Raw genomic sequence first — 20,895 nt, forward strand, 5'->3', positions numbered from 1 at the left:
GCACAAGCGGCCCGGATCAGGACCGGCGGGCCCTTCCGGGCAGCTTCGATGTGACCATGGACACCACGTCGGTGACCTCGTGGATCCGTAGTACCCGCGCCACCCCGACGTACACCGGCAGCATCACCACGGCGCCGATCCCGAGCTGCAGGATCGAGGCGACCGGCCCGCTCCACTCGACCTGCGCGTTCACCAGCGACAGCACGCCGCGGCCGACCCCGGCGCCGACCACCGCGGCGATCACCATCGCGAGCATCGGCAGCCCGATCCCGGCGCCGTGCACGCGCGGGACCTTGCGGGACAGCACCCGGCGCGAGATCACCACCGCGACCAGGTACGACAGCGCGTACGCCGCCCCCAGCATCACGCCGCTGTAGCGCAGGTGCTCGGCGTCCAGGATCACCCGGACGCCGACCAGCGCCGCGGTGATGTTGGTGGCGGCGATCGCGACCTGCAGGAAGAACGGCGTCCGGGTGTCCTCGAAGGCGTAGAAGGTGCGCAGCTGGAAGTACTGGACCGTGTACGGCACCAGGCCGAGCGCCAGCGTCATCAGCGTGTACGCCATCAGCGTCAGGTTGTTCTTGCCCGAGCCGTAGCCGGCGATCACCGAGACGATCGGGTGCGCGAACGCGACCATCGCGGCCGCCGCCGGTACGACGATGGCGAGCGTCTGCCGGATCGACCGCGCCGACAGCCGGGCCACCTCGGTGACGTCGCCGTCCGCGGCCAGCGAGGACATCTGCGGCATCGCGGCCGTCGCCAGCGAGACCGTGACGATGCCGTGCGGCACCAGGATGATCAGCATCGCCGTGCTGTACGCGAACAGACCGGCCTTCGCGCCCGGGTCGTCGCTGGCGCTACCGGCGATCGCGAGCTGCGTCACCACGACCAGCGTCACCTGGTTCACCGCGACGAACAGCACTGTCCACAGGCCGAGCTTCGCGGTGTGGCCGAGGCCGGTGCCGCGCAAGCCGAACTTCGGGCGGTAGTGGTGACCGCTGGCCCGCAGGTACGGCAGCAGCACGAGCAGCTGGACCGCGATCCCGACCGTGTGGCCCAGACCGAGCAGCAGCTCCTCGTTCGTGCTGTACGTCGCAGGGTTGTCGCCGGTGCGGTAGACGAGCAGGAAGACCACGATCGAGGCGCAGGCGACGATGTTGTTCGCGATCGGCGCCCACATCATCGGGCCGAACCGGCGCCGCGCGTTCAGCACCTGGCCGACCAGCACGAACGCGCCGTAGAAGAAGATCTGCGGCAGGCAGAGCCGGACGAACATGATCATGTTCGCCTTCTCGGCCGCCCGGGACGGGTCGTGCAGCTCCTTGGGCAGGTACAGCTCGGCGATCGCCGGCGCCAGCAGCACGCAGCCGACGGTCACGACGGCGAGCACCACGAAACCGAAGGTGAGCAGCCGGTTGGTGAAGTCCTGGCCGCCGTCGTCGTGGTTCTTGATCGCCCGCACCAGCTGCGGCACCAGCACGGTGTTGAAGACACCGCCGGCCAGCAGGATGTAGAGGCTGTTCGGGATCGTGTTCGCGGCGGTGAAGATGTCGCCGCGCAGCGCGGTGCCGATGGCGGCCGCGAGCAGGGCGATCCGGACGAATCCGAGCAGGCGGGACAGCACCGTCCCGGCTGCCATCACCGCCGCGGAACGCAGGGTGCGGTCAGCCATCCTTCGACCCGACTCCTTCTTTCAGACTCTCGGGGGTGACCCGCAGCGGCTCGACCGGGGCCAGCGGGTTCGGCTCGTCCGGATGTGGGTCGTCGGTCCCGACCCCGTTGCGCGGCTCCTCGAGAGCCAGCGCGGCCGGGTCGATCGGCGCCGGGTGCAGCGGGTCGGACCCGGGCTCGGGGGCCGGGTTGCGGCGCTCGGAGCGCACCCGGCGGTAGATCCGGACGGCCGACGTACCGAACAGCAGCGCGACCGCGGACCCGACCAGGATCCAGCCGACGCTGCCGTACTGCGCGGCCTGGATGACCAGCTCGCGGGAGCTGCCGACCGGCAGCTCGTCGACGGTGACCACCTGGGCCTCGGCGCGGATCAGGCCGTTCTGCTCGGCGCTCGCGTCGATCTGGTACGTCGCCTTCTGGCCCGGCGGCACGGTCTTGATCTGCACCGGGTCGATCCGCAGGTCGGTCCGGTTCACCGAGCGGACCACGACCCGGACCCGGACCGAGACGTTCAGCTCGTTGGCGATCGTCAGCGGGAAGGTGCCCTTGCTGCCGGACAGGTTCACCTTGAGCTCGCGGTGCGTCCCGGCGGCGCCGCCGGAGTTCGTCACCAGGTGAACCTTGCCGAGGTAGTAGTTCACCGAGCTCAGCTCGGAGGTGGTGAACCGCTGCGACTCGTCCGGGAAACCGCGCCAGCTGCTCGACGCGCTGCGCAGGAGCGCGCGGCGCAGGTTCTCGTCGGCGCGCTCGCGGTTGGTCAGCAGCGAGACGTACGTCGAGGTCGCGGTCGCCAGCGACTTGATCTGCTGCAGCTGGTTCGCGGTCAGGCCGGGCGTGGAGCGCGGGACGTTCGGGCCCTTGGTCAGCACCGGCTTGGCCTGCGGGTGCTTCGGGTCGTTGCGGTAGAACACGTCCAGGCCGACCGGTGTCGTCCACGGCAGGGTCAGGCCTCCGGCCAGCGCCGCCGTCGCGGCGGCCGGGTCCTCCCAGCCGCGCGGCGGCACGGCGACGACGGTGATCTGGCCCTTGCCGGTCGCGGCCAGCAGCGCGGTCTCGGCGGCGAAGCGCTGCCGGACCTGGATCGGGTCGTTCGCGGTCGACGGGTCCGGCCCGCCGGAGGTCAGCGCCGAGTCCGAGATGATCGTCCGGACGCTCTTCACCGGGCCTTCGGGCGTCAGTACGTCGTACATCGGGGTCGGCGCGAGCGCCGGGCGGGCGTCGGGCGTCCACGCGGAGCTGGGGACCAGGTTCACGTCGTCGGGCTTCGTCCCGGCGTACCCGGTGGTGGCGGCGGCCAGGTTGCGGCTGCTGGCGGCACCGTTCTCGAGCCAGAGCCCGGACTGGAAGTACTGCGGGCCGCCGAGGTTGAACTGCTCGGTCGCGGTCCGGGCCTGGCCGACCAGGTCGCGCAGCGCGCCGCCGCCGTCGATCAGGCTGCCGACGTCCGGGTCGCCGTACGGGAGCATGACGACCGGGTTCCGGGCCAGGCTGGCGCTGAAGGTGCTGAACCAGGCGGCGGCCACCTTCTGGCCCTTGCCGGCGCGGGTCTGGCCGTTGTCGGTCACGCGGTAGCCGGCGACCATCCGCTTGACCTCGTCGATCATCGCCGGGTCGACCAGCCAGGTCACCTTCTGGGTCTTGCCGATCGCCAGCAGCTTGCCGAGCTCGCCGGCCGGAGCCAGGGCGTCGGCCAGGGACTCGTTCGCGAACCGGTCACCGGTCAGCAGCGTCGGGCGGTGCCGCAGCGGGACCACCAGCGCGGTGGTCACCTTGCGCGGCAGCGGCGTCGCGGGGACCACCGGCATCAGCGTCCGGGCCAGCCCGGCGGAGATCCGGCCGAACTCGTCGGTGTCCTCGTTGCGGTAGTCGCCGCGGAACCGGACGCCGACCGTGTACGCACCGGGCCGGTTGTCCTTCAGCCCCCAGTCCGACCAGCGGACCACGAGCCGGAACGGGACCGTGGCCTTCGGCGCCAGCGGAGCGTCGTACTCCTGGAAGGTCGCGGAGTCGGAGTTGTTCAGCCCGACGCAGTCGTTGCGGTCGTTCAGCGGCTGGTCGGCCTCGGTCGGGATCGCGGCCAGCTGCGCGCGCGTGGTGAGCCGCCGGTCGACGATGCAGACCTGGGCCTGCGAGTTGACCAGCGTGGCCTGGCTGGTGTTGGTGACCCGGCCGGTGATCACCACCTGGTCGCCGGGCTTGGGTGCGGTCGGCGTGAAGGAGTCGATGGTCACGTCGACCACCGGGTCCTCCGCCGAGGGGCTCGCGACCGCGTCCGGGACCGGCTGGGCCGCCACCGACGCAGCGATCACCAGGCTCGCGCCCACGCTCGCGCAGAGCCTCAGTCGCCGTCTGAACACGCCGTCACCGTAACCTAGTTCCCCGTGTCTCCTACTCCCGACCAGTCGCGCTCCTCCGGATCGCTGTCCGCCATCCAGCGGCAAGGCGTCCAGGCGTTGCTGAAGATCGCCCCGGTGGTCGACGAGCTGGGTGCTCGCTTCGACGCGGCCGGCCACGAGCTCGCGCTGGTCGGAGGTCCTGTTCGCGACATTCTCCTCGATCGTGGGAGCAAGGATCTCGACTTCGCCACCTCGGCCCGGCCCGAGGTCGTCCAGCGGCTGCTGACCGGCTGGGCCGACCACGTCTGGGACATCGGCAAGGCCTTCGGCACCATCGGCTGCCGCAAGGACGACTGGGTCCTGGAGATCACCACCTACCGTTCGGAGTCCTACGATCCCACCTCGCGCAAACCGGAGATCGAGTACGGCGAGACGCTCGAGGACGACCTGGCCCGGCGCGACTTCGCGATGAACGCGATGGCGGTCCGGCTGCCCTCGCACCAGTTCGTCGACCCGTACGGCGGCCTCGAGGACGTCGCGGCCAAGGTGATCCGGACCCCGGGCACCCCGGAGGACTCGTTCTCCGACGACCCGCTGCGGATGATGCGGGCGGCCCGGTTCGCCGCCCAGCTCGCGTTCACCCCGGACCCGGCGGTGGTGGCGGCGATGACCGCGATGGCCGACCGGATCACGATCGTGTCGGCCGAGCGGGTCCGCGACGAGCTGGTGAAGCTGGTCTGCGCGCCGTACCCGCGGGTGGGGCTGGACCTGCTGGTCTCGACCGGGCTGGCCGACCACGTGCTGCCCGAACTGCCCGCGCTGCGGCTGGAGCTCGACGAGCACCACCGGCACAAGGACGTCTACCAGCACTCGCTGACCGTGCTCGACCAGGCGATCGACCTGGAGCCGCGGCTGGCCAAGGACGGGATCGAGGCGCCGGACTTCGTGGTCCGGTTCGCCGCGCTGATCCACGACATCGGCAAGCCCAAGACGCGGCGCTTCGAGGGCGACGGCAAGGTGACCTTCCACCACCACGACGTGGTCGGGGCGAAGCTGGCCAAGAAGCGGATGCAGGCGCTGCGGTTCAGCAACGACGAGATCCAGAAGGTCGGCAAGCTGGTCGAGCTGCACCTGCGCTTCCACGGCTACGGCAGCGGCGAGTGGACCGACTCCGCCGTCCGCCGGTACGTCCGCGACGCGGGCGACCTGCTGAGCCGGCTGCACGTGCTGACCCGGGCCGACTCGACGACGCGGAACCAGCGCAAGGCCAACGCCCTGCGGTCGGCGTACGACGATCTCGAGGTGCGGATCGACCGGCTGCGCGAGCAGGAGGAGCTGGACGCGATCCGGCCCGACCTGGACGGCAACCAGATCATGGAGACGCTCGGGATCGGTTCGGGGCGCGAGGTCGGCGAGGCGTACAAGTTCCTGATGGAGCTGCGGATGGACCGCGGCGAGATCGGCGCCGACGCCGCGCGCGAGGCGCTGCTCGCCTGGTGGGCCGCCCGTAGCTGACCCGGTCAGGGTGACCTGATCGTGCCCTGTGAGTTGTACACAGGTCTGTCCACAGGAAGGTAACTTCTGTGGATGGAGTGGTTGCTGGCCGCCCTCGGCGGCGGTGGGGTGGCGCTGCTCGGCCGGTATCTGTGGGACCGCCGGAGTACCCGCAGAGCGGCCCGGCGGGCTGACGCGGAGGAGCTGGCCGAGATCCGTCGGCTGGCCGACGAGGACATCACCCTGCTCGGCGAGGAGCTGAGCCGGCTCGACCACCGGGTCACCGGCCGCACGCTGGACGCCGACGCGCGGATCGACTTCCAGATCGCGCTGGACGCGTACGAGGCCGCGCAGCGCGCGGTGCAGGGAATCCGCTCGCCCGACGGGATCAGCGCGGTCACCGACGCGCTCGCGACCGGGCGCTACTCGATCGTCTGCGTGCAGGCGCGGGTCGCGGGCGAGCCGGTGCCGGAGCGGCGGGTGCCGTGCTTCTTCAACCCGCAGCACGGGCCGTCGACCACCGACATCGTGTGGACGCAGCCGAAGTACGGGACCCGGACGGTGCCGGCCTGCGCGCAGGACGCGGCGCGGGTGAGCGCGGGCGAGGACCCGGAGGTCCGGTACGTGCGGATCGGGCTGCGGCGGGTGCCGTACTGGCAGGCGGGGGCGGCGGTCACGCCGTACGGGCAGGGGTACTTCGCGCTCGGGCCGTGGACGAGCTACGTGCCGCTGACCGGGTTCGACAAGAACGGCGAGACCTGACCGCGCCGTTCCACGTGGAACAAAAGCCAGTCCACAGGCCGGGCTGGTCTACTCTCCGGCCATGGACTTGTGGAGCATCATCGGCTGGGGCGGCTCGGCCCTGGTCGTCGTGTCGCTGCTGCAGACCCGGATCCTGCGCCTGCGGCTGCTGAACCTGGTCGGCTGCATCGTCCTGGTCGCCTTCAACCTGGTGATCGGCGTCTGGCCGATGGTCGGCATGAACGCCGTCCTCGCGGTGATCAACGTCGTCCAGCTCTACCGCCTGCTCCGCCACCGCCACGACACCTCCGAGTACGCCGTCCTGCAGGTCGGCTCCGGCGACGCCTACCTGAAGCACGTCCTCGACGCCCACGCCAAGGACATCACCCGCTTCAACCCCGACTTCACCGCGGCGACCGCGCCGTACGCGTTCCTGGTCCAGCGCGGCGAACGCACCGTCGGCGTCGTCCTCGCCCACGACGCCGGCGACGGCCGCGCCCAGATCGACCTCGACTACGTCCTGCCCGAGTACCGCGACTTCACCCCCGGCGAGTTCGTCTACCGCCGCAGCGACGTCTTCACCGCCCACGGCTTCCACCAGGTCGTCGCCCCCCGCCGCATGCGCGAGTCCGCCGGCTACCTGAACAAACTCGGCTTCCACCGCGAGGGCGCCGACCTGGTCCTCACCCTCACCTGATACTTGTATAACTGTATTTATAATAAGTACACTTCTACATTATGCAGAAGCCGTCCTGGATCTTCGCCCGAGATGCCGAGTGGCAGCACCTGACGCGGTTCGCAGCCAGTGCACCCGAGCGTCCCCGCCTCGGGGTGGTCAGTGGGCGGCGGCGCCAGGGCAAGACCTTCCTCCTGCAGGCGCTCGCCGAGCGGACCGGCGGGCTCTACTTCGGTGCGACCGAGGCGACCGAGACCGAGTCGCTCTCGTTGTTCGCGACAGCGCTTGCGACGCACGTGGGGGCAGCGGCGCCACCACGGTTCGACAGTTGGGACGACGCTGTCCGGTACTTGTTCTCCCTCCCTCCGGCTGCCGGGCCGCTGGTCATCGATGAGTTCCCCTACCTGAGCAAGATGTCTCCGGCGCTGCCATCGATCCTCCAGCGAGAGTTCGACCGTGCGGTCCCGGGTGCCGGCAGAACGCAGTTGCTGCTCTGTGGGTCTGCGATGTCGGTGATGGGCGGGCTGCTCTCCGGCACGGCGCCGCTGCGCGGCCGGGCGAACCTCGAACTGATCGTCAAACCGTTCGACTACCGGTTGGCCGCCGCGTTCTGGCAGGTCGATAACCCGAAGGTCGCGGCGCTGCTGCACTCGGTGGTGGGTGGGACGCCGGCGTACCGGCGGTTCGTCGACGATGACGCACCGACGTCCGCCGGCGACTTTGACGACTGGCTGCTCCGCACCGTGCTCAGCCCGGCCAGTCCACTCTTCCGGGAGGCTCGCTACCTGCTCGAGGAGGAGACCGAGATCAGGGACACCGCGTTGTACCACTCGGTGCTCGCAGCCGTTGCCAACGGCAACGGGACGCGGGGTGGGATCGCGAACTACGTCGGTCGCAAGTCCACCGACATCGGTCATCACCTGCTGGTTCTGGAGGACAGTGGGCTGTTGCGCCGTGACCAGGACGTCTTCCGGTCCGGCCGTTCGACGTACCGGGTGGCCGAGCCGCTGGTGGTCTTCTACCAGGTGGTGATGCGCCCGCAGTGGGGCCTGCTGGAGAGCGGACGTGCCGAGAACGTCTGGTCCGCGGCCCGGCGTCGGTTCGCGTCACAGGTCGTCGGTCCGCACTTCGAGCAGCTCTGTCGCGAGTTCGCGGCGAGCGCACCCGCCGACCTGTACGGCGACCTGCCGACCGAGGTCGGCCACGGCATCGTCGCGGACCGCTCCCGGCGGACCCAGATCGAGATCGACGTCGTCGTCCTGGGTCCGGCACTCCCGGGACAGCGTCGCAGGCTGCTGTCGCTCGGCGAAGTCAAGTGGGGTGAGGTGATGGGTCGCCGTCACATCGCCCGGTTGGAGCGCGCCCGCGAGCTGCTCTCCAAGGACTACGACACCACCGGCACGATCCTGGCCTGCTACAGCGGCGCCGGCTTCGAACCTGATCTTGACCCCGCCGTCCTCACGCTCGGCCTCAAGGATCTCTACAGCCCAGCTAGCTGAGCTCCTTGGCGAAGCAGAGGGACGCCGGTTCGTGCTCGAAGGGTGGGTACGGCGGGGTCGGGGTGTAGCCGTACGACGTGTAGAGGGCGATGGCGGCGTGCTGCTCGGTGCCGGTCTCGAGGCGGAGGGTGATGAGGCCTTGGCTGCGGGCCTCGGACTCCAAGTGGGTGAGGAGCAGGCGGGAGAGGCCTCGGCCGCGGAACGGTGGGGCGACGTACAGGCGTTTGACCTCGCCGAGGGTGGGGGTGACCGGTTGGAGGCCGATGCAGCCGACCGGGGTGCCGTCGAGGAGGAGCAGGGTGAAGGCGGTGTCGGGGTGTGGGGTGACCAGGGGCTGGTCGGCGCCGTAGATCGCGGCTAGCTCTGACTGCTGGGCGGTGGTGAGAATGATCAGGGCCGGGTCGGTGGGGGTGGCCGGGCGGAGATCGAGCATGGATCCGGACGCTAGCAACGGGGTGTGACGGCGAGGTTTCCGGAGACTCTCGGTCACCGAGTGGTTGCTGTGAGGTCTTCCCCAATTCATCATTACCGTTCAGTATTTCTCGCATGGTGACGCGCAGAGCAGTCCTCGGTGGGGTAGTGGCGGCCGGTGTCGGAGCGGCTGGTGTCGGGCCGGCGTGGGGTGCGCCCACGCTGCGGACGGCGGCGGATGCTTCGGCGACGCTCGTCAGGGGAGCGACTTTTCCCGAGGGAGTGATGGCTGGGGTCCCGCGGACGGACGGGGCGACGCTGTGGACTCGGGTGCCGCGCGGGGTCTTCGAAGGGGACGCCGAGCTGGCGGTCGTGGTGTCGAAGCAGCGGGATCTAAGTCGGCCGGTGGTCGTCGAGACCGTGGTGGCGGAGAAGCAGTGGGACGGGTGCGTGCACTTCCAGGCCGTGGGGCTGAGTGCGGGCGAGGAGTACTTCTACCAGTTCCGCGGGAAGGACACGGCCTCTCCGGTCGGGCGGTTCCAGACGTTGCGGCCGGCTGATTCGAACCAGCCGGTGCGGATCGGGTTCTTCACCTGCCAGGGGTTCACCGAGGGGTACTACGCGACGCACCGGCATCTCGCGCAGGAGGATCTCGACCTCGTGGTCTGCCTCGGGGACTACGTGTACGAGGCGACCGTGCCCGGCGTGCGCGGGATCGATCTCAACCTCTATCCCCAGATCCTGCCGACGATGCGTGCGAAGTACACGCTCTACCGCAGTGACCCCGACCTGCGCGCGATGCACCAGCAGCACGCGTTCCTGCCGTTGTGGGACGACCACGAGTTCCGCAACAACTACAGCAAGGACAACTGGACGCTGCCCGAGCTGTTCTTCCAGGAGAAGAAGTCCGCGGCCTGGCACACCTGGTTCGAGCGGATGCCGGTCCCGCGGTACGCCGGCGACATGACCCGCACCTACCGCTCGCTGAAGCTCGGCCGGACCGTCGAGCTGTTCGCGATCGACAACCGGCAGTACAAGGACGACCAGCCCTGCGACGACGGCGGCAGCATCGTCTGCGCGGCCGCGGACGCGCCCGGTCGCTCGATGCTCGGCGCACCGCAGAAGGCCTGGCTGGAGAACGGGCTGCGCTCGTCGGGCGCCCGCTGGAAGGTGCTCGCGAACCCGAACATGATGATGGGCATGGTCACCGGCGCCGCCGGCGAGCGCGCGTTCATGGACACCTGGGACGGGTACGGCGCCGAGCGCACCGAGCTGCTGTCGCTCGCTGCCGAGCGGGTCTCGGACCTGGTGGTCGTCACCGGTGACGACCACGACACCTTCTCCGGCGAGCTCTGGGACACCGGCTTCGCGCCCGGCAGCCCGGGCAACCCCGGCGGCAGCAAGAGGGCCGGCGTCGAGTTCGTCGTACCGTCGGTGTCGTCGACGAACACCGGTGACCTGAGGACCGCGGCGGCGACGAAGGCCGAGGAGCAGAAGCGCCTGCAGTACAACCCGCACCTGAAGCAGATCGACATGCGGCAGCACGGGTACGGCGTCCTCGAGGTCACCCAGGACGCCGCGACGCTGTCCTACCGCGCGGTCGACAAGCTGCACGCGAACGCCGGGGTCACGACCAGCTATCAGGTTCGGACGAGCAGGGGCAGTTCGACGCTCGACGTGCTCTGATAGCCCGATGCTTCAGGAGATCGCCGCCCAAGTCCGCTCCGGTGAGCTGGATCCGGCCGACCTGGTCGAGGAGGCGCTCGGCCGGGCGCGCGATGCCGCGGCGCTGAACGCGGTCGTCCATCTCGACTCCGACGGCGCCCGGGCGGCCGCGGCCTGGCACGACCGGAAGGGCGCGCTGGCCGGCGTTCCGGTGCTGGTGAAGGAGATCATCGAGGTCGAGGGCTTGCCCTACCGCTGCGGTTCGGCGGCGATGGACGAGATCGGCAAGACCGACGCCGACGTCGTACGCCGGTTGCGCGCGGCCGGCGCGATCGTGATCGGGCTCAGCCACTCGCACGAGTTCGCCTACGGCTGCACCGGTACGTCGAACCGCGTGGGCCCGTGCCGCAACCCGCACGACCCGGAGCGGATGACCGGCGGGTCGAGCTCGGGCGCCGGCGCCGCGGTCGCGGCCGGGATCGTGGCGCTGGCGATCGGGACCGACACGGCCGGCTCGGTGCGGATCCCGGCCGCGCTGTGCGGAGTGGTCGGCTTCAAACCGGCGTACGGGACGTTGCCGGCCGACGGGGTGTTTCCGCTGTCGCAGAGCCTGGATCACGTCGGGGTGCTGACCGCGACCGTCGCCGACGCGACGTACGCGCTGGCCGCGCTGACCGATTCGTTGCCCTCGGCACCTATGGCGACGGCGCCGAAGCTCGGGGTGGTGACGACACCCGAGTGCGACGCCGAGGTGGCCGAGGCCTGGTCGGCGAGTCTGGCGCGGTTGCAGACCGCCGGAGCGACCACGACGCCGGTCGAGCTGCCCGACGGCCTTCGGCAGACGGCGATCGATCTGCAGGGGCCGGAGGCGGTGGCGAACCACGCCGGACGGGACACGAGCGCGTATCAGCCGGACGTGCAGCTGCGGTTGAAGGAGGCGGCGGAGATCCCGGCCGCGCGCTACGTTCAGGCGCAGCGGGATGCCGAGACGATCCGCGCGCAGGTGCTGACGATGCTGACGACGTACGACGCTGTGGTGCTGCCGACCGTGCCGATGGTCGCGCCGCTGATCTCGGCGGTCGCGGATCTGGAGGACTCGACCGCGGTCCGCGCGCAGCTGATGCGCAACACGCGCCTGGGAAATCTCACGGGCTTTCCGGCGATCAGTGTCCCGCTGCCGGTCCGTGGCCTGCCGGTCGGGCTCCAGGTAGTTGCCAGAGACAACGAAGCCGCGGCCGCCACGGCCTTCTGGATCGCCGGCCGGACGGGGGCGGACCTGCTCTGAGCACAGGATCAGTCGAGCAGCAGGTCCGCTGCCTTCTCGGCGATCGCCAGCACGGTGGCGTTGGTGTTCGCCGACGGCACGCTGGGCATCACCGAGGCATCCGCGACCCGGACTCCGTCCAGCCCCCGCACCTTCAGTTCCGGGTCGACGACCAGGCCCAGTGCGCAGGTCCCGACCAGGTGTGAGTACGTCCGGGTGCTCAGCTTGACGTACTCCCGGAGGTCGTCGTCGGTTTCCAGCCGGTGCCCAGCGCCGCCCTCGTCGAGGCGCCACTTCAGGAACGCGTCCGAGCGGCCGAGTCGCAGGGCCAGCCGGAGCCCGTCGACCATCCGGTCCAGGTCGCTCGGGTTCTCGTAGTAGGCCAGGTCGATCACCGGTCGGACCGTGGGGTCCGGGCCGGCCGCCCGTACCGTTCCGCGGCTCTTCGCGCGGGCGGCCGAGAACAGGAACGTGTAGCCAGGCTTGCTCGGGGGCTTCCAGCCGCGGGTGCCCCACGGCTCCACATCGTCGTCGGGTGACCGGACGTCGATATTGCCCGGGGCAAGCATCATGAGCAGGTCCGGGTCGGCCGACGGTGAGCTCCGGACGACCAGCCGGGGCATGTTCGGACTCGTCGCCGGGACCTGCTCGGCCGTCGCGAAGCTGACATTCGCCTGCGGGTGATCCTGCAGGTTGGCGCCGACGTCCGGCAGGTCGAGCACCGGTTCGATCCCGATCGCCCGCAGGTGGTCCGCCGGACCGACGCCGGACAGTTGCAGCAGGTGGGGTGAGCCGATCGCCCCGGCGCTCAGCACCACCTCGCGAGCGGCGGCGACCTGCACGGTCCGGCCGTCGACGTCGTACTCGACACCGGTGCACCGGGTCCCGTCGAGCACCAGGCGGCGGACCAGCGCGCCGGTGGTCACGACGAGGTTCGGTCGGTCCCGGACCGGATCGAGGTAGGCGTCCGCCGCGCTCTGGCGCCGGCCGTCCACCACGTTGAGCTCGTGGGGGGCCACACCTTCGGTGTCCGCCCCGTTGCCGTCGACCAGGCTCGGGATCCCGGCCTCCTCGGTCGCCGTCAGGAAGGCGCTGTAGAAGGGGTCCTGCGCGAGCGGTACCGGCGTCGGCAGCGTCATCGGCCCGTCGGCGCCGCGCCAGCGCGGATCACCGTCGCTCCGCTCGCTCCGGCGGAAGTACGGCAGCAGGTCGTCGTAGTTCCAGCCTTCCGGCCAGTCGGCGTAGCTGGTCCGGTGACCGCGGATGTGCAGCATCGCGTTGATCACGCTGGTCCCGCCCAGCACCCGGCCCCGGGGCAGCGGGACCCTGACGCCGTGCAGACCGGCCTGCGGCGTACTGGTGAAGGCCCAGTCGTACGGGCCTTCCCACAAGGTCCAGAGTTGCAAGTTGGTTTCGGGGATCTCGTCCGGGCCCGCCTCCAGGAGCAGCACGCTGTTGGCCGGGTCGGCGCTCAGTCGGTTCGCCAGGACCGAGCCCGCGGTGCCGGCACCCACGACGACGTGCGTAAAGGTGTCCATGCCCCCACGGTGGTCCTTGATTCGGAAGGCACCAACCCAATGGCGAAAACATGCCTTTTCAGTTGTCGGCGGCAACCAAAGGAGCGGCCGGTCCCCGGGGCGGGGGACCGGCCGCTGCGTCCCGGCGTCAGCTGTAGGCGCGCACGTCCGCGAGGGTCCACCAGTGGTCGCTCGCACCCGTCGACGTGACCTTCAGGTGCCGCGCCCGTGTCGGCGGAACGTCGACGGTGGTGAGCTGGCCGTCCGACGTACCGGACTTCAGCGGACGCCACGTCGTACCGTCGTTGCTGTACGACAGCTGCCAGGTCCCCGGGTAGTCCCCGATGTTCCCGCCGCTGTCGAGCGCGACCCGCCGAACCGTCCGCGCCGTCCCGAGGTCCACCGCGACGGACTGGCCGGAAGCGATCGCCTCCTTGCTCTGCCACAGCGTCGAGCCGTCGTCGTCAGCAGCGAACGCCGCCAGATCAGCACCGACCGAAGCCGTCGCCGAAGCGATCGGCAGCGCCCGGTACTCCGAACGCAACTCCCGCGCCCACACGAACGTCCCGATCGATCCGCCCGGCAGCGTGTACTCGAACGACTTCCCACCGACCGCGACCGCGAACGACCGCGGCTCGTCGTTCTCGTTGTGCACGAGCAGCGCCGTCGACCCGTCCGGGTTGCGGAAGGCGGCCGACATCAGCTGCCCGTTCCACCCGGTCGTCCCGTACGACGTGGAGCCGATCCGCCGCGCGCCCGGCTTCACGAACTTCGACAGGTGACCGATCGTGTAGTACTCCGCGTCGGTGGTCACCGTCCCGTCGGCCTGCCGCGTGACCAGACCGGTGCAGGTGTCGCAGCCGCCGTTGTGCGGACCGCCGTCGGCGTTCAGCGCGATGTTCCAGTTCACCACGGAGCGAGCCCAGTTCCGCGTGGTGCCGAGCATCAGCGTCCGCGCGTGCCAGGTGAGCGTGCCGCGGAAGATCTGCGGCGGGGTGTCGTTCGGCCCGTGCGAGCCCGAGCACTCGGTGAACCAGATGCCCTTCTCCGGGAACGCCTGCTGCAGCTTGCTCTGGTCGGAGGGGTTGCCGGAGTAGCAGTGGTACGCCGTACCGGCGATCCAGCGCGCGGCCTTCGAGCTGAGCAGCTGGTACGGGTAGTCGGTCTCCGGGTCCTCACCGGGCGGCGTGTTGGCGACGTCGCCCGGGTGCGTGGTCCAGTTGTGGTCGTAGCCGAGGATCTTGGTCCGCGGGCTGACCGCCTTCAGCATCGGGCCGAGCTGCTCGATCACCGCGGCCGCCTGACGCACCGGCAGGTCCGTGCCCGGGTAGCCGCTGGGCGTGCGGTTCTGCGGCTCGTTCTGGATCGACAGGAAGTCCACCGGTACGCCGGCCGCCGTGTACGCCTGGACGAACTTCACCAGGTAGCGCGCGTAGGCGTTGTAGATCCGCGGGTCGTCCTTGAGCCGTCCGCCGACCAGTGAGTCGCCGGTCTTCATCCAGGCCGGCGGGCTCCACGGAGTGGCCATCACCTTGAGCGCCGGGTTCAGCTGCTTGGCGCGGCGCATCAGCGGCAGGATCTGCTTCTGCTCGTGGGCGATGCTGAAGTGCCGCAGCGGGAAGTCGGTCTGGCCCGCGGGCACGTCGTCGTAGGTGTAGTGCTCGGTCTGCGCGGTGAAGTCCGACGAGCCGACGACCTGGCGCAGGAAGCTGACGCCGATGCCCTGCTTGGGGTCGAAGAGCGAGCGCATCGTCTTCTCGCGGTCCGCGGCCGAGAGCTGGTAGAGCACCGCGGCCGAGGAGTCGGTGATCGAGGCACCGAAGCCGTCGACGGTCTGGTACGTCGTACCGGGGTCGACCGTGATCGTGGTGTGCTTGCTCGCGCCCTGGGCGAAGGCGACCGGAGCCCGCTCGTGCAGCAGCTCGGCGCGGTCGGGGGTGGTCACCCAGACGCGGGCCTGCTCGGTCGGTGGCCGGTGCGCCTGGGCGGCGGCCGGGCCGGTCAGTGAAGCGGTGGCGAGCGCCAGGGCGGCGGCGACTGCCGGTGTTCTCATCGCACTCCTCAGGTTCGTCCCCAGATGAAACACGGCTGCAACAAATCGCCTCAGGAAACTCCGCTGGCTCGACCTCTGTCAAGGTGCTGAGGCGGCACGCTAGGGTGCTGAGCGTGAAACAAAGCGATGTAACAAATGCCTAGCGGACGCGCGACCGTCCGCGAGGTCGCGGCCGCCACCGGGGTGTCGATCGCGACCGTCTCCCGGGTGCTGAACCAGCAGGGCAGCGTCGCGCCGGAGACCCGCGCCCTGGTCGAGCGCGCGGTCGAGGAGCTCGGCTTGCGCGCGCCGAGCCCACGCGGCGGCACGCCGAAGCCGGCTGCCGGCGCGGTCTACGTGCGCTGCCCGTACCTGCTGACCGACTACTTCGGCCTGATCGTCAGCTCGATCGCCGAGTCGTTGGACCGGCACGGCCGGCAGCTGGTGCTGAATGCAGGGCAAGGAGTGGCTTCCACTCTGCGAGAGCAGTCAGGAATTGCTGGTGCTCTTTTGATCCTTCCACCGGAGTCTCCTGACGAGCTCCTCCAACTCCGCAACCGGCGCACGCCGTTCGTCGTCGTCGATCCCCGGACGCCGCTGCCGCGCGACATCGCCTCCGTCTCCGCCGCGCACTTCTCCGGCGCGCGCCAGATCAGCGCGCATCTCACGAGCCTCGGTCACCGGCGGATCGGCGTCGTCGCCGGTCCCCGCGAGTGGCTCGCCAGCGATGCCCGGCTCGGCGGCCATGCGGCAGCTCTCGCCGACGCAGGCTCGCTGCCCGACCCGTCCCTCGTCCGCTACGTCGAACCGACGACCGAGGAGGGCCACCGCGCGGCAGGCGAACTGCTCGACCTCCCCGACCGCCCGACCGCACTCGTCGCCTTCAACGACAAGGCCGCCGTCGGCGCGCTGCAAGCAGCCGCCGAGCGCGGCCTCCGCGTCCCGGACGATCTCTCGGTCGCAGGCTTCGACGACATCGACGTCAGCCGCGCGACCTCGCCCATGCTCACCACCGTCCGCCAGCCCCTCCAGGAGATGGGCCGAATGGCAGTCAGCCTGCTGATCCGCCTCCTCGACCGCCACGAGGTAGAAGCCCTCCACGTCGAGCTCGCCACCGAGCTGGTCGTCCGCGGCTCCACCGGCCCGGCTAGCTGAGCGCCTTCAGCGCGTTCAGCGCGCGGTCGACCAGATGCTCGGCCGAGTACGGGCGCTCAGACTCAGGCAGGCCCGACCACTCGATTGCCAAATCCTCGACGTACGCCAACCACGCGTGGACGGTGAGCCGCAGCGGTGACCCCGGCCGGTCCTCGCCGGGCTGGTCGAGCAGTGCCAGCACCCGCGCGGTCAGCGCCGCGCGCGTCTCGGCGTACACCTCGACGACGAAGACATCCCCGCCGGCAGCGCCGCGGACGAAGGAAATGTAGGAGTCCCGCCGCCGCCCGACGAAAGCGACGAACGCGAGCAGCATCTGCTGGAGCTGGTCGGCCCGCGGCAGCGAGTCGTCCGGCCGGGTGACCCGCAGCAGGCGCCGCCCCGCGGCGCGCATCACCGCGATGTAGAAGTCCCGCTTGGTCGGGAAGTAGTGGAACAGCAGGCCCCGCGAGATCCCCGCCTCGGCGGCGACGGCGTCGATCGAGAGGTCGTGGATCGGCTGGGTGCGCAGCATCATCAGGCCGATCCCGACCAGTTGCTTGCGGCGGTCGTCGGCGCTCAGCCGGCGCCGGGCCGGCGTCGCGGGCTCGTCCACACTCACGCTATTGAGCATTGCTTAGAACGTGCGCTACGGTCAAGAACGTCCGAGCTGTCCGTTCCGAGGAGTGCTGATGGGGTTCGCGCCGTCCGCGAGGGCGCAGGAGCTGATCCAGCGGGTCGACCACTTCCTGCGCACCGAGATCGAGCCGGTCGAGGCCGAGCTGCACGCCGCGACCGCGCACGCCGCCGACCCCTGGCAGCCGACGCCCGCGTTCAAGGACCTGCAGGCCAAGGCCCGTGAGCAGGGGCTGTGGAACCTGTTCCTCCCGCCCGCCGAGCCCGGCAACGAGCAGTACGGCGAGGGCCTGAGCAACGTCGACTACGCCCCGATCGCCGAGCTGACCGGCCGCTCGTTCCTCGCGCCGTACGTCTTCAACTGCAACGCCCCGGACACCGGCAACATGGAGGTCCTGCTGCGCTACGGGACGGCCGAGCAGAAGCAGCGCTGGCTGGAGCCGCTGCTCGACGGCACGATCCGGTCCGCGTTCTGCATGACCGAGCCCGACGTCGCCTCCTCCGACGCCACCAACATGGCCGCGACCGCGGTCCTGGACGGCGACGAGGTGGTGATCAACGGCCGCAAGTGGTGGAGCACCGGCGTCGGTCACCCGAACTGCGAGCTGCTGATCTTCATGGGCCTGACCGACCCCGACGCGCACCGCTACGCCCGGCACACGATGGTCCTGGTCCCGCGCGACACCCCCGGCGTGAAGGTCGAGCGCCTGCTCCCCGCCATGCACCGGTACGACGAACCGCACGGCCACGGCGAGGTCTCGTTCAAGAACGTCCGGGTCCCGGCGGCGAACATCCTGGTCGGCACCGGCCGCGCGTTCGAGATCGCCCAGGGCCGGCTCGGCCCGGGGCGCGTGCACCACTGCATGCGCCTGATCGGTCTCGCCGAGCACTCGCTCGAGCTCGCCGTACGCCGGGGCCTGAGCCGGACCGCGTTCGGCAAGCCGCTGGTCAACCTCGGCGGCAACCGCGAGCGGATCGCCGACGCCCGGATCGCGATCAACCAGGCCCGGCTGCTGGTCCTGCAGACCGCTCACCTGCTCGACACCGAGGGCCTGGCCGGCGCGCTCAGCGAGGTCAGCCAGATCAAGGTGGCGGTGCCGCGGATGGCGCAGGACGTGATCGACATGGCGATCCAGCTGCACGGCGGCGGTGGCCTGTCCGACGACTTTCCGCTGGCCGCGGCCTGGACCGGGGCCCGCGCGCTGCGACTGGCGGACGGGCCCGACGAGGTGCACCGTGGTGTGGTCGCACGGATCGAGCTGGCGAAGTACAAGGAGTCCGAATGAGCAGGGTGCTGGTCACCGGTGGCGCGAGCGGGCTCGGGCTCGCCCTCGTCGAGCGGTTCGTTGCCGAGGGCCACCAGGTCCTGAGCACCGACGTAGCGGCCGGCCTGACGCCGCCGGCCGGTGCGACGTACCGGCAGCTGAACGTGCGCAGCGCGGAGGACTGGGACGCCGCGGTCGAGTGGGTCGAGCAGACCTGGGGCGGGCTGGACATCCTGGTGAACAACGCCGGGATCGCCACCGGCGGCCGGATCGACGTCGAGACGCTGGCCGAGTGGGACCGGGTCGTCGACATCAACCTGATGGGCGTGGTCCGCGGCTGCCGCGCGTTCACGCCGATGTTCAAGGCGCAGCGCTCCGGCCAGATCGTGAACACCGCGTCCGCGGCCGGCCTCGTGCACCCGCCGATGATGAGCTCGTACAACACCGTCAAGGCCGCCGTCGTCGCGCTGTCCGAGACGCTCTCGCACGAGCTGCACCCGTACGACGTGAACGTGTCGGTGGTCTGCCCGTCGTTCTTCAGGACCAACCTGGCCGACTCGATCCAGGGCGCCGACACCGCGATGGGCGAGTCCGCGCGCCGGCTGATCGAGAAGTCGCCGCGGACCGCGGACGACATCGCCGCGGTGGTGGTCGCGGGCGTGAAGAAGAAGCAGTTCCTGATCATCCCGGACCGGCCGGCGCTGCTGGCCTGGCGGACCAAGCGGTTCGCGCGCCCGCTGTACGACCGGCAGATGCGCAAGATCGCCGCCCGCGCCCGGCAGCGCGCGGAGGCGGCGACCGCAGGGGACAGGTGATGGAGACCGTCGAAGGCGCTCGCGCGGTGCGCGACGAGGACTCCTTCGACGTACCGGCCGTCGACCGCTGGCTGCGCACGCACACCGAGCTCCCCGACGGCCCGCCTGAGGTCCGCCAGTTCTCCGGCGGCGCGTCCAACCTCACCTACCTGCTCCGGTACGCCGGCCGCGACCTGATCCTGCGCCGCCCACCGGCCGGTACGAAGGCCAAGAGCGCGCACGACATGGGCCGCGAGTACCGGATCCAGGCCGGACTCGCGCCGGTCTTCCCGTACGTCCCGCGGATGGTTGCCCACTGCACCGACACCGGGTTGCTCGGCTCGGAGTTCTACGTGATGGAGCGGATCGCCGGGACGATCCCGCGCCGCTCCTCGTTGGGTGTCGACGTCACGCCCGAGCAGACCCGGCAGCTCGGGTTCACGCTGATCGACACGCTCGTCGCGCTGCACCAGGTCGACCCGGCGCAGGCCGGGCTCGCCGATCTCAGCCGTGGCGACGGGTACGTCGAGCGCCAGGTGCACGGCTGGTCCGAGCGCTACCGCAAGGCGAAGACCTGGAACGTCGGCGGCGCCGAGAAGGTGATGACCTGGCTGGAGGCGAACCGCCCGGCCGACGCCGGCTCCCGCGTGATCCACAACGACTTCCGGCTCGACAACGTCGTGCTCGACCCGGCCGACCCGCTGAAGGTGGTCGGCGTCCTGGACTGGGAGCTGGCCACGATCGGCGACCCGCTGATGGATCTCGGCAGCGGCCTGGCGTACTGGGTGCAGGCCGACGACGACTGGGCGTTCCGCCGGTTCCGGCTGCAGCCGTCGGACGCGCCGGGGATGATCACTCGCGACGAGATCGTGGACTACTACTGCGCGCAGACCGGTGTCGAGCGCGGGAACTGGGCCTTCTACGAGGTGTTCGGCCTGTTCCGGCTGGCCGTGATCGCGCAGCAGATCTACTACCGCTACCACCACAAGCAGACCCGGAACCCGCGCTTCAAGAACCTGTGGCTCCCGGTCAACCTGCTCGAACGCCGCTGCCGGCAGATCATCCGGCAGGCTTAGGGCATGGGCACCGTCTACCTGATCCGGCACGCGCAGGCGTCGTTCGGCAAGAGCGACTACGACCGGCTGTCTCCGCTCGGTGAGCGGCAGGCGGTCCGGCTCGGCGAGACGCTGGCCGAACGTGGGGTGAAACCCGATCTGGTCGTCACCGGTGCGATGCAGCGGCACGACCGGACGGCGTCGCTCGCGCTGACCGCGGCCGGGCTGCCGACCGAGGTCGAGGTCGACGAGGGGTTCAACGAGTTCGACCACGACCAGGTGATCGTCGCGCACAAGCCGGCGTACAAGCGACGGGCAGTGCTGCTCGCGGATCTGGCCCGGACCGGGCATCCGACGCGGGCGTTCCAGGAGATGTTCACCGCCGCGACCGAGCGCTGGACGCAGGGCGGCGACGGCTACACCGAGAGCTTCACCGACTTCTGCGACCGCTCCGAGTCCGCCGTACGACGGGTTGCCGCGCGCGCCGGCAAGGGGGAGACCGTGCTGGTCTTCACCTCGGGCGGGCCGATCGCGGCCGTGGTCGGCCGGCTCTGGTCCGGTGCCGACGACCTGTGGCTGCGGCTGAACCCGGTGACGATCAACACCGCGATCACGAAGGTGGTGTCCGGGCGCAGCGGGCTGACCGTGGTCAGCTACAACGAGCACGGGCACCTGGACGGTACCGACGAACTGACCTACAGATAGGGC

17 protein-coding genes are annotated in these 20,895 nt (G+C 70.4%); 11 read left to right on the forward strand and 6 right to left on the reverse strand.

The annotated features are described in order from the left end of the window. Positions 1 to 16: 16 nt before the first annotated feature. Both murJ and ACZ6Z4_RS27665 read right to left on the reverse strand, forming a co-directional pair. Positions 17 to 1,672, reverse strand: coding sequence for a murein biosynthesis integral membrane protein MurJ (gene murJ, locus ACZ6Z4_RS27660; RefSeq protein WP_363670446.1), 1,656 nt, complete (start codon positions 1,670 to 1,672; stop codon positions 17 to 19). Next, the gene (locus ACZ6Z4_RS27665; protein ID WP_465570013.1) at positions 1,665 to 4,028 is read right to left on the reverse strand and encodes a DUF6049 family protein; all 2,364 of its coding nucleotides are present in this window, start codon (positions 4,026 to 4,028) and stop codon (positions 1,665 to 1,667) included. The genes murJ and ACZ6Z4_RS27665 overlap by 8 nt, the downstream gene beginning before the upstream one ends. Positions 4,029 to 4,052: 24 nt before the next feature. Between ACZ6Z4_RS27665 and ACZ6Z4_RS27670 the strand changes: the two genes are divergently transcribed. The 4 genes from ACZ6Z4_RS27670 (at position 4,053) to ACZ6Z4_RS27685 (ending at position 8,417) form a co-directional block, all read left to right on the forward strand. Continuing rightward, entirely contained in the window at positions 4,053 to 5,522 is a 1,470-nt protein-coding gene (locus ACZ6Z4_RS27670) for a CCA tRNA nucleotidyltransferase (RefSeq protein ID WP_465570015.1), read from the forward strand. Between the two features lie 72 nt (positions 5,523 to 5,594). Further along, positions 5,595 to 6,263 (forward strand): hypothetical protein, encoded by a 669-nt coding sequence (locus tag ACZ6Z4_RS27675; RefSeq protein ID WP_465570017.1) that lies wholly within the window; start codon positions 5,595 to 5,597, stop codon positions 6,261 to 6,263. A 61-nt stretch (positions 6,264 to 6,324) separates the two neighbouring features. Further along, positions 6,325 to 6,939 (forward strand): hypothetical protein, encoded by a 615-nt coding sequence (locus tag ACZ6Z4_RS27680; protein WP_465570019.1) that lies wholly within the window; start codon positions 6,325 to 6,327, stop codon positions 6,937 to 6,939. A gap of 41 nt (positions 6,940 to 6,980) precedes the next feature. Continuing rightward, on the forward strand, positions 6,981 to 8,417 hold the full coding sequence (locus tag ACZ6Z4_RS27685) for an ATP-binding protein (protein WP_465570021.1): 1,437 nt from the start codon (positions 6,981 to 6,983) through the stop codon (positions 8,415 to 8,417). Here ACZ6Z4_RS27685 and ACZ6Z4_RS27690 read toward each other — a convergent pair. Next, on the reverse strand, positions 8,410 to 8,850 hold the full coding sequence (locus tag ACZ6Z4_RS27690) for a GNAT family N-acetyltransferase (RefSeq protein WP_465570024.1): 441 nt from the start codon (positions 8,848 to 8,850) through the stop codon (positions 8,410 to 8,412). The two genes, ACZ6Z4_RS27685 and ACZ6Z4_RS27690, sit on opposite strands and share 8 nt — an antisense overlap. 113 nt (positions 8,851 to 8,963) lie before the next feature. Here ACZ6Z4_RS27690 and ACZ6Z4_RS27695 point away from each other — a divergent pair, with 113 nt between their 5' ends. Continuing rightward, positions 8,964 to 10,514, forward strand: a complete 1,551-nt coding sequence (locus ACZ6Z4_RS27695) for an alkaline phosphatase D family protein (RefSeq protein ID WP_465570027.1) — start codon at positions 8,964 to 8,966, stop codon at positions 10,512 to 10,514. Between the two features lie 7 nt (positions 10,515 to 10,521). Further along, positions 10,522 to 11,778 (forward strand): amidase, encoded by a 1,257-nt coding sequence (locus ACZ6Z4_RS27700; protein ID WP_465570030.1) that lies wholly within the window; start codon positions 10,522 to 10,524, stop codon positions 11,776 to 11,778. Between the two features lie 8 nt (positions 11,779 to 11,786). On the opposite strand, the gene ACZ6Z4_RS27705 is transcribed toward ACZ6Z4_RS27700, so the two are convergent. After that, a complete protein-coding gene (locus tag ACZ6Z4_RS27705) occupies positions 11,787 to 13,295 on the reverse strand; it encodes a GMC family oxidoreductase (protein ID WP_465570032.1) in 1,509 nt (502 codons plus the stop codon). A 127-nt stretch (positions 13,296 to 13,422) separates the two neighbouring features. After that, entirely contained in the window at positions 13,423 to 15,327 is a 1,905-nt protein-coding gene (locus ACZ6Z4_RS27710) for a glycoside hydrolase family 30 beta sandwich domain-containing protein (RefSeq protein ID WP_465570034.1), read from the reverse strand. Positions 15,328 to 15,462: 135 nt separating this feature from the next. On the opposite strand from ACZ6Z4_RS27710, the gene ACZ6Z4_RS27715 reads away from it, so the two are divergent. Beyond that, the gene (locus ACZ6Z4_RS27715) at positions 15,463 to 16,461 is read left to right on the forward strand and encodes a LacI family DNA-binding transcriptional regulator (protein ID WP_465570036.1); all 999 of its coding nucleotides are present in this window, start codon (positions 15,463 to 15,465) and stop codon (positions 16,459 to 16,461) included. Here ACZ6Z4_RS27715 and ACZ6Z4_RS27720 read toward each other — a convergent pair. Continuing rightward, positions 16,454 to 17,059 (reverse strand): TetR/AcrR family transcriptional regulator, encoded by a 606-nt coding sequence (locus tag ACZ6Z4_RS27720; RefSeq protein ID WP_465570039.1) that lies wholly within the window; start codon positions 17,057 to 17,059, stop codon positions 16,454 to 16,456. The genes ACZ6Z4_RS27715 and ACZ6Z4_RS27720 overlap by 8 nt on opposite strands. A 70-nt stretch (positions 17,060 to 17,129) precedes the next feature. Here ACZ6Z4_RS27720 and ACZ6Z4_RS27725 point away from each other — a divergent pair, with 70 nt between their 5' ends. The 4 genes from ACZ6Z4_RS27725 to ACZ6Z4_RS27740 are packed head-to-tail and all read left to right on the forward strand — an operon-like array spanning position 17,130 to position 20,892. Further along, positions 17,130 to 18,359 (forward strand): acyl-CoA dehydrogenase family protein, encoded by a 1,230-nt coding sequence (locus ACZ6Z4_RS27725; protein WP_465570042.1) that lies wholly within the window; start codon positions 17,130 to 17,132, stop codon positions 18,357 to 18,359. After that, the gene (locus ACZ6Z4_RS27730; RefSeq protein WP_465570044.1) at positions 18,356 to 19,153 is read left to right on the forward strand and encodes an SDR family NAD(P)-dependent oxidoreductase; all 798 of its coding nucleotides are present in this window, start codon (positions 18,356 to 18,358) and stop codon (positions 19,151 to 19,153) included. Before ACZ6Z4_RS27725 ends, ACZ6Z4_RS27730 begins: the two co-directional genes overlap by 4 nt. After that, the gene (locus ACZ6Z4_RS27735) at positions 19,153 to 20,208 is read left to right on the forward strand and encodes a phosphotransferase family protein (protein ID WP_465570046.1); all 1,056 of its coding nucleotides are present in this window, start codon (positions 19,153 to 19,155) and stop codon (positions 20,206 to 20,208) included. Before ACZ6Z4_RS27730 ends, ACZ6Z4_RS27735 begins: the two co-directional genes overlap by 1 nt. Positions 20,209 to 20,211: 3 nt before the next feature. Then, positions 20,212 to 20,892 (forward strand): histidine phosphatase family protein, encoded by a 681-nt coding sequence (locus tag ACZ6Z4_RS27740; RefSeq protein WP_465570048.1) that lies wholly within the window; start codon positions 20,212 to 20,214, stop codon positions 20,890 to 20,892. Positions 20,893 to 20,895 lie beyond the last annotated feature (3 nt).

The organism is Kribbella sp. NPDC104740 (assembly GCF_055583505.1).